The sequence below is a fragment of the Actinomyces sp. Z16 genome (assembly GCF_003111765.1).
Lineage (GTDB): Bacteria > Actinomycetota > Actinomycetes > Actinomycetales > Actinomycetaceae > Actinomyces > Actinomyces glycerinitolerans.
The window spans coordinates 59,032-71,837 of the sequence record NZ_CP027862.1 but is presented as its reverse complement, the minus strand read 5'-3'; the positions used below and the strand labels follow the sequence as shown (position 1 = coordinate 71,837).

Annotated in this window: 13 protein-coding genes; 12 read left to right on the top strand and 1 reads right to left on the bottom strand. The window is 66.3% G+C overall.

Annotated elements, in window-relative coordinates:
- Positions 1-186 precede the first annotated feature (186 nt).
- From C3B71_RS00320 to C3B71_RS00265, 12 genes are all read left to right on the top strand, one after another.
- On the top strand, positions 187-627 hold the full coding sequence (locus C3B71_RS00320; RefSeq protein ID WP_108965315.1) for a hypothetical protein: 441 nt from the start codon (positions 187-189) through the stop codon (positions 625-627).
- Positions 628-674: 47 nt separating this feature from the next.
- Positions 675-1,799, top strand: coding sequence for a hypothetical protein (locus tag C3B71_RS00315; RefSeq protein WP_108965313.1), 1,125 nt, complete (start codon positions 675-677; stop codon positions 1,797-1,799).
- 52 nt (positions 1,800-1,851) lie between these two features.
- Entirely contained in the window at positions 1,852-2,685 is an 834-nt protein-coding gene (locus tag C3B71_RS00310) for a GAD-like domain-containing protein (RefSeq protein ID WP_108965311.1), read from the top strand.
- Positions 2,682-3,098, top strand: a complete 417-nt coding sequence (locus C3B71_RS00305; protein WP_199912537.1) for a hypothetical protein — start codon at positions 2,682-2,684, stop codon at positions 3,096-3,098. Before C3B71_RS00310 ends, C3B71_RS00305 begins: the two co-directional genes overlap by 4 nt.
- A gap of 56 nt (positions 3,099-3,154) precedes the next feature.
- The gene (locus tag C3B71_RS00300) at positions 3,155-3,961 is read left to right on the top strand and encodes a GAD-like domain-containing protein (protein WP_146752373.1); all 807 of its coding nucleotides are present in this window, start codon (positions 3,155-3,157) and stop codon (positions 3,959-3,961) included.
- Positions 3,961-5,082 (top strand): polymorphic toxin type 15 domain-containing protein, encoded by a 1,122-nt coding sequence (locus C3B71_RS00295; RefSeq protein ID WP_108965307.1) that lies wholly within the window; start codon positions 3,961-3,963, stop codon positions 5,080-5,082. Before C3B71_RS00300 ends, C3B71_RS00295 begins: the two co-directional genes overlap by 1 nt.
- 194 nt (positions 5,083-5,276) lie before the next feature.
- On the top strand, positions 5,277-6,650 hold the full coding sequence (locus C3B71_RS00290; RefSeq protein ID WP_199912536.1) for an MFS transporter: 1,374 nt from the start codon (positions 5,277-5,279) through the stop codon (positions 6,648-6,650).
- Positions 6,651-6,663: 13 nt separating this feature from the next.
- Complete coding sequence (gene bglB / locus C3B71_RS00285) at positions 6,664-7,812, top strand: beta-galactosidase BglB (protein ID WP_108965304.1); 1,149 nt, start codon at positions 6,664-6,666, stop codon at positions 7,810-7,812.
- Between the two features lie 112 nt (positions 7,813-7,924).
- A complete protein-coding gene (kduI, locus tag C3B71_RS00280; RefSeq protein ID WP_108965302.1) occupies positions 7,925-8,761 on the top strand; it encodes a 5-dehydro-4-deoxy-D-glucuronate isomerase in 837 nt (278 codons plus the stop codon).
- A 29-nt stretch (positions 8,762-8,790) separates the two neighbouring features.
- The gene (locus tag C3B71_RS00275; protein WP_108965300.1) at positions 8,791-9,588 is read left to right on the top strand and encodes a gluconate 5-dehydrogenase; all 798 of its coding nucleotides are present in this window, start codon (positions 8,791-8,793) and stop codon (positions 9,586-9,588) included.
- Between the two features lie 102 nt (positions 9,589-9,690).
- Positions 9,691-10,494 carry an IclR family transcriptional regulator gene (locus C3B71_RS00270; RefSeq protein ID WP_108965298.1) on the top strand — a complete coding sequence of 268 codons (804 nt, stop codon included), beginning with the start codon at positions 9,691-9,693 and terminating at the stop codon, positions 10,492-10,494.
- A gap of 38 nt (positions 10,495-10,532) precedes the next feature.
- A complete protein-coding gene (locus C3B71_RS00265) occupies positions 10,533-11,114 on the top strand; it encodes a class I SAM-dependent methyltransferase (RefSeq protein WP_108965296.1) in 582 nt (193 codons plus the stop codon).
- A gap of 438 nt (positions 11,115-11,552) precedes the next feature.
- Here the strand turns inward: C3B71_RS00265 and C3B71_RS00260 are convergent, their stop codons facing one another.
- A complete protein-coding gene (locus C3B71_RS00260; protein WP_073333533.1) occupies positions 11,553-12,737 on the bottom strand; it encodes an AI-2E family transporter in 1,185 nt (394 codons plus the stop codon).
- Between the last annotated feature and the right edge of the window lie 69 nt (positions 12,738-12,806).

The window sequence follows — 12,806 nt, the reverse complement described above, 5'->3', positions numbered from 1 at the left end:
GTCCCCTGCGTTGACGTGCCCGGGTAGTGTCGGTAGCGTCACAGCATCAATTCACGTAGCGTCCGGGTCGGGAGGATTGTTATGAGCGGCCAGGTTTCACCGGAACAGTCTGGTATGCCGCAGTGGCCACCAGCGCCGCAACCGGGACAGCCGCAGCACACCTGGAGCCGACCCCTGCGTATCGACATGCGGGAGACCGCAGCCGGGGTTTTGGCGCTGATTGACAGTGATCGGCGGTTCGAGCGGCTGCTGCGGCAGGGACTGACCCCCCAGCAGGTGGCTGAGCGCACCGGGGAGGAGGAACGCTTCGTCCTGACCGTCAAGCGCATGATGGACCGGGGCGAGCCGGTGCGCCCCGAGACCCCGGAGGAGCTGGGCTACAGGCGGTTTTTGGGGCAGATCAGCAGCAAGGAGATGATGGACCGCCTGCGCGCCTGGCCCTACACCTTCGGCCGCATCCGCGACTACGACGGCTACGAGCGCGGCTCCTGGGACGACGTCGACAGTCTGCACGCAGACGGTCTGCTGTCCGATCAGGAGTACGACGAGCTGGAGGCGATCACCGATCCGATGCCCAAGCCGCCCGATGATCCCATGCCCTGGGAGAAGGGCTGGCAGCCCCAGTGACACCCCCAACGACCCGGGGCACCGGGAGCACCCCGGGTGCTGAGGTTGTGGAGGCCACCGCCGCCCAGGTCCAGAAGGCCATCGACCGCCTGGCGCCCGACCACACCCTGCCCCGCAAGCCCACCCGGGGTTCGTTCTGGTACCAGCTGCGCGACGAGATCAGGGACGCCTACCTGGCCCGGGCAAGGGAGCACGGCTCGCGCGGGGGAAGGGCGATCATTATGGCCGGGTCCCCGGGGGCCGGTAAGTCCCAGGCAGTGGCCACCACCCGCAAGGTCCTGGGCCCAGAGCGCTCGGCCGAGCTGGGGGTGGACGAGGCCGGTTACACCACCATCGACGCCGACGATATCAAGCAGCTCCTCCTGGGCAGCCCCGTGCCCGGCCTGGACGTGGATGCTGGCCTGCTGGCCCATGCCCGCACCCACTGGGACACCCTCATCACCACCCAAGCCCCCGGGCCCCTGGCCGACGGGCGCCCCATCAGCCGCGGCGAGCTGGCCACCCTCGTCCACCCCCTGTCCACCAGCACCGCAGACCTCGCCCGCCATGCCCTGCTTCGCAACAAGTTCGACGTCAAGATCGAAGGCACCCTGCAATGGATGCAGTCCCCCACCATCGGCCAGGGTCCCCGCCTGATTCGCGAGCTCGAGGCCGCCCGATACACGCGGGTAGCCATCGTCGCCGTGGACACCCCCGAGGACATGTGCCTCAAGGGCGCCCGTGACCGGTGGGCCGGGCCCCGCTCCCAAGGCGACCCCACCGCCCGCTACACCCCACCCGCAGCCATCACCTCCACCTTCACCACCGGCCCGGACCGCACCCAGGTCAGCCGGTGCACCACCAACGCCCGGGCCACCCACCAACTCGCCACCACCAGCACCACCCTGACCGCCGCGGACCTGCTAGTCACCCACCGCACCGAGCACGGCCCCACCATCATCGACCACACCGACCGCGACGGCATCACACGCTCCTACTCCACCCCCCACCCCCTGCTCGCCGCCATCAGACCACCACGCACCCAACAGGCAGCCACCGCTCGCATTTGTGACCCCGCCGCCTCCGCCCCGCCAAGGCAGCCGTTCACCCGTCAAGACGTACTACGCAACATCAGCGCCCCACGCCCTTACACCCCCAAACCACCCAGACAAGACCACGGCACCGGCCGCTGATGGTAGGGTCACCAAGGTCACGGTTTGGTGGTCGTCCGGGAGGAGAACCGGCATGAATGACAACGGTGAAGAACTCTCGGCGGGTCTGTGGGACTTTACTCCGGTGCCCGAGCCGACCGACCCAGTGGAGCAGGACGCACTGACCGATGAGGTCATTGACCGGGACCTGATTGATCCGGACACGGGGACTGGGCTGGCGCCCATGGACGTAGCCACCCCGGTGCCGGAGGAGTACTTCACCCATTTCGAAGACATCCTGCCGCGCTCGGTTCTGCATATATGGAGCCGGTTCGGGTTCGAAGGTTTTGGTGATGGCCTGTTCTGGATCACCGACCCCATCGCCTGGGCACCAGTGGTTCGCGAGTGGCTGGACCCGGTGAGAGAGCGCCTGCCGTTCACCGACACCTTCCACTGCCTGGCCCGCTCCGCCATGGGCAACCTATTCCTGTGGGGCGAGAACAGCGGTCACAGCGTCGAGATCGACCCCACCTATGGTGAGGTTATTATCGACCAGCTCGCCATACAGTCCGTCCAAAACCCAGAAGTACACCAGCGACAAGGACGAACAGCTTTCTCTGGTGCTGCGGATCGTAGTGTTGAGGGTCCTGAGGATAATGCCGAGCGGGCGTTGCCGCCGCAGGCGTTGGAGCGCCTAGGGCCGATCAACTCCCACCAGGTGTACGGGTTTGTGCTCCCACCCGCACTGGGCGGGCCGATCAGCGTGGACAATCTGCGCATCACCGACGCCCACACCTACCTGACCCTGCAAGCACAGCAGAACGACATCACCGTCAGTGACCCGGTGGGCGCCAACTGGGGCCAGGTAGCCCCGATTATCGGCACCGATCCCGGCACCTCCCCGCTCGGCCAGGCAAGCGAGTCATGACGGGGACGGCCAAGACAAATCCTGCTCCTGCAGCTCTGCCGGATTCACACGGCTTCCGGCACGCCCTGGGCGCCGAGGACCCCGGAGCGGTCGCCAAGCAGTACCCACCCTCACCAGCCCGCGACGACCACGCCGAGGCCGGAGCCCTACTGCTTGAGGCCCTCACCAGCCGGGACCAGCACGGCGCCGACCTAGCGAGCCAGGCGGTGGTTGTAGTCACCCAGGCCGATCCCCGTGCCAGCCGCAGCGATATTGAACGCGTCGTAAACGGCTACCGCGACCTGGCGCGCGAGGCACGAACCATCCCCTACGACCCCGCCATGGTCGACGGCGTACTCCGCTACGGGTCACTGCGCCCAGTGACGCGGAGAGCCTGGCTGGGGGCCGCAGCGGCGGTGGCACGGGGCCTGTGAAATCAGGGCACTGAAGCAGACGCGTTATCGTTCCGGTATCGGTTAGGGTCGTGGTCATGAGGATGGATAAGGCCGCCTGGCACGAGGCGTGGCTGCACGCCACCCCACAGTGGGTGGACGCCATGATGGATGATGAGCTTAAATACCAGGGCTGGTCGCCTATGGGGGTTGGGCACCCTGCCAGCGAGCAGCACTTGGACCGGTTCAAGGACGTGCTGCCGGCCTCGGTTTTGCAGTTGTGGCGGCGTTTCGGGTTTGACGGCTTCGGCCAGGGCCGCTGGTGGTTCACCGACCCGTTGGAATGGCAGGCGGTGGTGGACGCCTGGCTGGAGGACACGCCCATCCCGTTCCCGGAGCAGCAGTGGTGGTGCCTGGCCCGCTCCGCCATGGGCGACATGGAGCTGTGGGGGGAGGTCTCCGGTCCCGCGCTCACCGTCACCCCCACCCTGGGTTGGATACGACCACACGCCGGCCAGGCCCGGGACATGTCCGACCCGGTGATGCGCGAGCGCATGGGCTGCCTGACACTGACAATGGCGCAGAAAGACACGTTTGATGATGATGACACCGGTGAGCTGCTGGTGGACTGGGCCATCGCACACCTGGGGGTACTGGGCCCAGGCCAGGTCTACGGACTGACCCCCGCCTACTGCTTCACCGGCAAGGCCAGCACCAGCCAAGTGGGCATCGAAGACGCCACCGCCCACCTGACCTTCCTCGCCCAGGCCCAAGAACACCAACTAGTGGAGGACTTCTCCGCCGCGGTCACCGGCATAGCCGCAGGCATCGCCGCCACCACCGACACCGGTGACGGCGGTGGTGTGTTCGGACCTGAGTCCGATGACTCAGGGGATGAGTCCTGATGCCCGCCCGCCCCGGCACAAGCACCCCCGGCGGCCAGGCCGCGGCACGCCGGAGCCCCACTGAGGTCCTTCATTCTCCTACCGGTGGCGGCGGGTCTTTGGTGGCTGCGGATATGTTCACCCCGGGTCGCGCCGGTGGCAGGGATGTGCTGGTGTGGGAGGGGGAGGCGGCGGCTCCGGCGAGCCCGCTGCCCTGGCATTCGAGCACGCCGGTGGAGGTGTTCTTCCACACCGGACACGGCCCCGCCACCCGGACGCTGCCCCTGGAGTTCACCCGCCAGCTGGACCGACAGCTGAGCTCCCTGTCGCTACTATCCGCCCAGCGCCTGCTGGAGGGCATACGCACCTACCGCGCCCAGGGCCGCCAACCCAACTCCAAAGCCACCAACAAAGCCCGCGAGAACTTCATGGACGAGGTCATGGGCGAACTGGTACGCGTGCATGGCTTCTCTAAGCAGGAGGCTGAGGAGAAGCGGGATGAGATCAATGATGCGCTGGTGGTGCTGCACGAGTCCGACCAGGTCACCTTCGGCCCCTCCCAACCGGGAATGAGCGTGGGCGGCTACCCGTCGGTGGGGTACGGGCCGGTCAACTCCTCCATCGGCTCCCAGGGCAAGCCCATGGCCACCGCCCTCGAGCAAGCCGCCCAGGCCGTTCCCGCCGAGCGGCGCGCCGGCGTACGCATCCTGATACGAGCAGTACTCACAGACAGCCCCGAACTAGCCAAGCAGCTGCACAGTGGCCAGGCGGTCTTGGAACCCCGCTCCCAAACACAGCGGGCGGCCATCAGCCCCAGGGCACCACCCTGGACCCCAGGCAAAGTCGCCGCCGACATCGCCAACAACACCACCCCCTGGCAGCCGCCCACCTCGCCGCAAACCGGGACACCGCCCTCACAACCACCTGACACCCAGCCCCGCCAGCAACCCGACCCGGCCGCGCCAACCCCACGGCCCTCGCCGTCGGCGCCCAGTCTCGGCTGGAACCCCGACAAGTCCGCGGCCCTACGCCGCGCATCCTTCCCGCACCCAGCCTCAGCCGCCCTCCGCAAACCACCACCCCACAACCACACCCCCGCCGCCAGACCCCACACCAACCCCAACAGCCCCACCCAGAACTAGACCGCTGACGCAGCACACCCGGACCACCGAACAGCCACAGCGCTGCCCTTCATGGGCTACTGGCGCCTGGGCCGGGCCGAGGGCTGAGGTCGAAACTGATGATTGACCCGGACGGGACCCGTTAGTAAGGTTGAAGTGGTGATACGCACGATTCACCATATGAAACAATGGAATGATTGACGGAAGGTCGAGCAATGGCGCTTGCACCGGGGTCCCATGACACCCACAAAACCGCGGCGGACACCGCCGCGCACGACGAGGAAGTCCGCGTCAACACCCGTCGGGCCGCGATGAGCGGCTGGATCGGGAGCGCACTGGAGTACTACGACTTCGCCCTCTACTCTCAGGCCGCGGCGCTGGTGTTCCCCGCGGTCTTCTTCCCCGAGGGGAATGCGAGCGCCGCACTCATCGCCTCGCTGGCCACCTATGCGGTCGGCTACGTGGCCCGCCCCGTGGGAGCAATCGTGCTCGGCGCCCTGGGCGACCGCCACGGGCGTAAGCGGGTGCTGGTGTGGGCGATGCTGCTCATGGGCTTCTCCACCCTGGCGGTGGGACTGCTGCCCACCTACCAGCAGGTCGGTCTGCTGTCACCACTGCTGCTGGTGTGCCTGCGTCTGGTGCAGGGATTCGCCGTCGCCGGCGAGTTGGGCGGGGCCAGCGCGATGATCGTCGAGCACGCCCCGGACGAGAAGCGCGGCTTCTTCGCATCCTTCAGCCTCCAGGGCACCCAGTTCGGCTCCATCCTTGCTACTGGTGTGATGCTGCCCCTGGCGGCGCTCCTGGGCGATGAGACCTTCGCCGCCTGGGGCTGGCGAATCCCATTCCTGCTGAGCGCGGGTGTGATCCTCGCCGGCTACCTGATCCGCCGCCACGTCCAGGAGCCGCCCGCCTACCTACAAAGCCGCGACGCGAAGCGCTCGGTGCGTGAGCGCTTCCCCGTCGTCGAGCTGATCACTCGCTACCCGCTGCTGACACTGCGCTGCATTCTGATCATCTTCACCAATGTCATCGGCATGACGACCCTCGTATTCGGCGTCTCCTACGGCACGAACGACGCCTACGGCATCGGCTTCACCAGCTCGGACATGCTGTGGGTGACCCTGATCGCGAACATTGTGGCCGTTTGCACCATCCCGGTCTTCGGCGCGCTGTCGGACCGGATCGGCCGCAAGATCTTCATGATTGTCGGCACGTTGGCCGGAGGAGCCCTGTCCGGCCTGTACCTTGTGGCAGTTCAGTCGCACCACCTGGCGATGGTATTCGTCATGGTAATCATTGTCCAGGGAATCTGCTTCCAGATGTGGAACGCCACCTTCGCCACCTTCTTCCAGGAGCAGTTCCCCATGCGCATACGCGTAACCGGATTTGCCGTCACCCAGAACATCGGGCTCATGCTGGCGTCATTCTTCCCCACTCTATTCACCTCGATTGCACCGCCCGGCACCAACAATGTCCCGTTGGTTATCGGAGGCACCACCTTCGTCATCTGCCTGATTTCAGTCGTGGCGACTGCGCTGACCACCGAAACCCACGGTCGCACGCTGGCCGAACTCGAAACCACGAACTGAGGAGGGCTCACCCATGACACAGAAGGTATGGCCGGTCAAGCACTCCAAACTGCTGCGGGCCCCGGACCGATTCATTTCCCGCACCCAACTGCATGACCTCATCGGTCGCCTGACCGATAACCTAATCAACATTGAGGACCCTACCGGCGAGTTCCTACTTCGTCTTGATGACGGCCGCGTCATCGACACCAAAGGCTGGGCAACTGGCTGGGAGTGGACCCACGGCATCGGCCTGTACGGCATGTGGCAGTACTACGAACAGACGGGCGAGACCCGCATGCTCGACATCATCACCCAGTGGTTCGAGCGCCGGCTCGCCGAGGGCACCACCAAGAACGTCAACACCATGGCGCCCTTCCTCACCCTGGCCAACCTCTACGAGTCGACGGGGCGCCGCTCCTACCTACCGTGGCTGGAGTCGTGGGCCGAGTGGGCCATGCGCGAGATGCCGCGCACCCCGCGCGGCGGCATGCAGCACATGACCCTGGCCGAGGAGAACCACCACCAGATGTGGGACGACACCCTCATGATGACGGTGCTGCCCCTGACCCGCATCGGCCTGCTCCTGGACCGCCCGCAGTACGTCCGGGAAGCGACCTTCCAGTTCCTCACCCACATCAACTACCTCACAGACCGGCGCACCGGACTGTGGTTCCACGGCTGGACCTTCGACGGCGCCAATAACTTCGCCGAAGCCCGCTGGGCAAGAGGCAACTCCTGGATCACCATGGTGATCCCGGACTTCCTGCAGCTGGTCGACTGGCCCGCCGACGACCCCGTGCGCAGGTTCCTCCTCGAGACGCTGCGGGCGCAGGCGGACGCATTGGCCCCGCTACAGGACGCGTCGGGCCTGTGGCACACGCTGCTGGACGATCCCGACTCCTACCTGGAGGCATCCGCGACGGCCGGCTTCGCCTACGGCATCCTCAAGGCGGTGCGGCTCGGCTACATCGACAAATCTACCTACGCGCCGATCGCCGAGCGCGCCGTCCGCGCAATCGTGGACAACATCAACGACGACGGCGAGCTCATGCAGGTCTCCTTCGGCACCGGGATGGGCGACTCCCTCCAGTTCTACCGGGACATCCCGCGCACATCGATGCCCTATGGTCAGGCCATGGCAATCCTGTGCCTGGCCGAGTACCTGCGCACCTACTACTGACCGAATTCAGACCCACCTCCGATCTAACTCCGATCCAACTCAGACCGCACCGCAAGCGCACAACCATCATCCACCGAACCAGCCCGTTATCGCACTGAAGGAGCCAGACGCCATGGAACAGCGCTACGCCACCAACCCCGAGCAGATCCCCGGATTCGACACCCAGGACCTGCGCGACCGCTACCTGATCGAGCAGGTCTTCGTTCCCGGTCAGGTCACTGCCGTCTACACTCACCAGGATCGGATCGTCCTGGGCGGCGCCGAGCCTGCAGGCCACGAACTGTCCTTGCCGACTTTCGACGAACTGCGTTCGGACTTCTTCCTTCAGCGGCGCGAGATGGGGGTGCTCAACGTCGGTGGCGACGGCGTGATCACCGTCGACGGGACCGCCTATGAGATGCCATCTACCGCCTGCCTGTACATCGGACGCGGCGCCCGCGACGTCGTCTTCACCGATGCGCGCCCCGATCAGGAGCACGGCGCACAGTTCTACCTGTTCTCCGCCCCCGCCCATGCGGACTATCCCACCACGCTTGCGCTACCCGGCGAGGGCACGGTGCGCGAGCTCGGCGACCAGAAGACCTCTAATCGCCGCACACTCACCCAGTACATCCACGAGGGCGGCATTCGCTCCTGCCAGGTGGTCATGGGGTTCACCCGGCTGCACGAGGGATCAATGTGGAACACCATGCCGGCCCACACTCACGACCGCCGCACCGAGTGCTATCTGTACTTCGACGTTCCCCAAGATGCACGTGTCTTCCACATCATGGGCGAGCCCGAACGGACCCGTCATCTGGTCGTCGCCGACCGGCAGGCCGTCATCTCGCCGTCCTGGTCGTTGCACTGCGGGGTCGGCACCGCCGCCTACACCTTCGTGTGGGCGATGGCTGGGGAGAACCAGTTCTTCGACGACATGGACGCGCACCCTGTCACCGAGATCCGCTGACAGCCGCATACAAGAAGGACGGGATTGTTATGCCTGATTCGATATTCAGTCTCGAGGGGCGCACGGCGCTGGTTACCGGCGCGGTCTATGGCATCGGCTTTGCCATCGCCAAGGCGCTCGCCGACGCCGGCGCAACCATCGTCTTCAACGCCCGCTCCCAAGAGTCGGTGGACCGGGGCCTGGCGGCGTATGCCGCGGAGGGGATCGACGCACACGGTTACGTGTTCGACGTCACCAATGAGGAGGCAGTAGACGAAGCCGTCTCGACGATCTCCAATGCCGTAGCCCCCATCGACGTCCTGGTCAACAACGCCGGCATTATCAAACGCATCCCGATGACGCAGATGAGTGCCGCCGAGTTCCGTCAAGTGGTGGATATCGATCTGAACGGGCCATTCATCATGTCCAAAGCGGTGATCCCGTCGATGATCGAGAGGGGCGGTGGCAAGATCATTAATATCTGCTCAATGATGTCCGAGTTGGGCCGCGAAACAGTATCCGCCTATGCCGCCGCGAAGGGTGGACTGAAGATGCTCACCCGCAATATCGCCTCCGAGTACGGCCAGTACAACATTCAGTGCAACGGTATCGGTCCGGGCTATATCGCTACGCCGCAGACGGCCCCGCTGCGCGAGCGCCAGGCAGACGGATCACGGCACCCCTTCGACCAGTTCATCGTCGCCCGCACCCCGGCCGCTCGCTGGGGCGACCCGGCGGACCTGGCCGGCCCGGCCGTCTTCCTGGCCTCTCGCGCCTCCGACTTCGTCAACGGGCACGTCCTGTACGTCGACGGCGGCATCCTCGCCTACATCGGCAAGCAGCCCTGATCGGGGCGTCTCGGCGGCGTCAGCTCCGCACGGACGGTAGACTGAGTGTGTTTCATTGCATCAAACAGACCGTTCAGCTCGCAGAATTATTGGAGAAGCGCCATGCCCGCACCAAATCCGAAGCCCATCCGGACCGGGCGGAAGCCGGTGACGATCGCCTCGGTAGACAAGGCGCTCGCGGTGGTAGAGCACCTGCTCGCCGTCGATGCTGAGGGCGTTTCCCTGAGCAGGCTCGCCGTTGACACCGGTATCAACAAGTCGAGCCTGCACCACATCCTGGCCACGCTCAGGCAGCGCCGCTGGGTGGAGCAAGACGAATCCGGAAGGTACCGGTTGGGTCCCATGACCGGCCGCATGGCCACTTGGTGGACGAGCGCGAACCAGGCCGCATCCATGCTGCACCCGGTGCTACTGGCGATCTGCGAGCGTACTCATGAGCTGGTGCACCTCGGGCGACTGTACGAGCGCGATGTCGTGTATCTGGACAAGGTGGAGCCGGATCGTCCGGTGCGGGTCTGGTCGCGCATCGGGCAGAGCGCCCCGGTGGCGACAACGGCCATGGGACGCGCCATTCTCGGCGCCCGCCAGCCGTCGGCCGCGGAGGTGGAGACGTGGGTGAGCCTGGTCCCCGAAGCGTCCGCGGAGTTGCGCGGGCGGCTGACCGAGGAGATGCAACGGGTGCGATCCCACGGCTACGCCATTGAGATCGGAGAAGACCGCCCAAGCCTGGCCTGCGTGGGTGTTCCGCTCGCCGTTGCAGGGGTGCCGGTACTGGCCATCTCGGCAACCATGCCAGTTGAACGCGCGGATCTGCCACACCTGCGGCAGATCGCAGACGTCATCCACGAGTGCATCGCCGCCGCCGACGTCGAGGGCATAAGCGTGCCCGTGACCCTGGCGGACTGACCGGGGCCACGCACTGCCAGTAACGGTAGGGTGGCGACATGAGCGTTGTGGGACCGTCATCGTCGGCCATGCTCGGGCGAGAGCAATGGCAGCGGCGGGTCCTGCCCGCTCTGAGCGGCACGATCCTTGACATGGGCGCGGGCAACGGAACGGCCGCATCAATGCTGCATCCCGCGGTCCACTGGCTGGCACTAGAACCTGCGCCGGGGCGTAGGTTAGCGGCCGCAGTGAACTCCAGACCCCGCTCTCAGTTGCTGACGGCACCCGCAGAGCGGATACCCGTGGAGGACGCCAGCGTCGACGCGGTCATCTGTTCCACCGTTCTGTGCTCGGTGTCCGACCCGGAGCTCGCCCTGACCGAGACCGTCAGGGTGCTGCGCCCCGGGGGCGTGCTGGTGTTCTACGAGCACGTGGCCGCCGCGCCCGGGTCGACTGCTCGCCGCATCCAGAGGTTCGCAAGCTCGATCACCCGCCTGCTTGATCACGGATGCGACCCGTGCCGGGACACGGCCGACACAATCAACCACGCGGGCTTCTCCCACGTGCACTTGGAGGCGCCGCATGTTGACGGGGTGCTGGGCCGACTCACGCCGTTCATTCACGGTCACGCCGAGCGGTGAGAGGCGCCTGCGTCAGTATGGACCGCCCTAAACGCACTCCCAGACGGTCCAAGCGCAGGAACGCGGCCCAGCTGAAGGAACCCGGTCCAAACCGGGGAGGTTGACGCCAGGCCCCCGCGACACGCCGGCCAAAAGCACCACGCCAGAACCACACACATTCGCTCCGATAACCCGAAGATGGCGAGGCCCTCGGACCGGGGTGGACCCGGCCCGAGGGCCTTCGTCAGTGAGGGGCTCCGCGCCCGGGTTCCCACATCCGGGGGAGCGCCCTCCTTCGCCGGAGCGTCCGACCCGAGCTCCCTAGTACCCGGGGCGGCCTCGAACCGGACCGGTCATCGGGTTCCCCAACCCTCGCGGCCCGCCTCGTCCGGCGGCACAGCCCATATAACCCCCCACGTCTGAAAGCCCACCGCGGTGAACCTGTGAAAACCATGGGAATCAGGAGCCGGCGGCACCCTCGGCCGCTGCCGGCCGGGCACCGCCCTCCGGCTCCGAGTCGCCGTCGGCAGGCCCGGCGTCACCGCCAGCAGGCTCCTCACCGACTTCCGCACGCGCCGCACCGTCGTCGATATCCGCGTCGCCGGCCGCCAAGAACACGTTGATCCACCGCGAGCGCGGGTCCGAGTCCACCAGCAGCGCCTTTACGAACAAGGTCAGCGGCACCGCCAGGATCGTGCCGAGCGCCCCGATGACCTGGCTCCAGAACAGCAGGGACAGGAACGTCGTCGTCGTGTTCAGGCCGACCGCGTCGCCGGTGAACTTCGGCTGGATCAGCGACTGGATGACGAAGTTCAGCACGCAGTAGGCCACCACCACCCACAAGGCCGTCCACGGCCCGGAGGCGACCAGCGCGATCAGTGCCGGCGGAATCACGCCCAAAAGGAAGCCGATGTTGGGGATGTAGTTGGTGATGAAGGAGACCACGCCCCAGGTCACGGCCATCGGCACATTCAGGATCCACAGCGCGATGACGTCGAGCACCGCCACGATCAGGCCGAAGATGGTGGACACCAGCCAGTAGGAGCGCACCGAGCCCGCGAAGCCATTGAGCGCATCGGCGATGCCGGGGCGCAGGCGGCTCAGGGCGCGGGACCGCACCTCGATGCGGGAGGTGTCGAACATCAGGAAGACGACCGTCAGCCCCATGACGCTGAGCACGGAACCGGCGCTGGTGACCTGTCCGAGCAGGCTCTGGGCCAACGAGACGATTCGGCTGGTGTCCATGGACTCCGACACCTGGTCAATCAGGGCCGTCTCGTCCACGCCCACACGCTCCAGCAGGGCGCGTATGTTGTCCCAGATCGCGGCGAACTGCGCCGAGTACTCGGGCAAGGTGTCGATCAGCTGCAGGATGGCGACGGCCAGGGCCGCGAACAGACCGATGACGAAGGCGAAGATGATCAGGATGGCGATCAGGGCCGACACCGGGCGTGGCACGCGGTGGCGCGTGGCCCAGGTGACCAGGGGGCGCACGGTGATGACCAGGGTCAGCGCAAAGAAGGCGGGCCCGAAAAGCGACCCGATGTAGTACATGCCGGCACAGACGACGACGAGCACGGCGATGACAACGGCTATGGACTCGCCCTGGGTGCGGCCCGATGCGGCTCGGCTTACCTCACTCATGTGCCAATCCTGACACGGCGCCCTCCCCCGGCGCCCCCGACGCGGCGGCCGCCCAGGCAACCCCCCAGT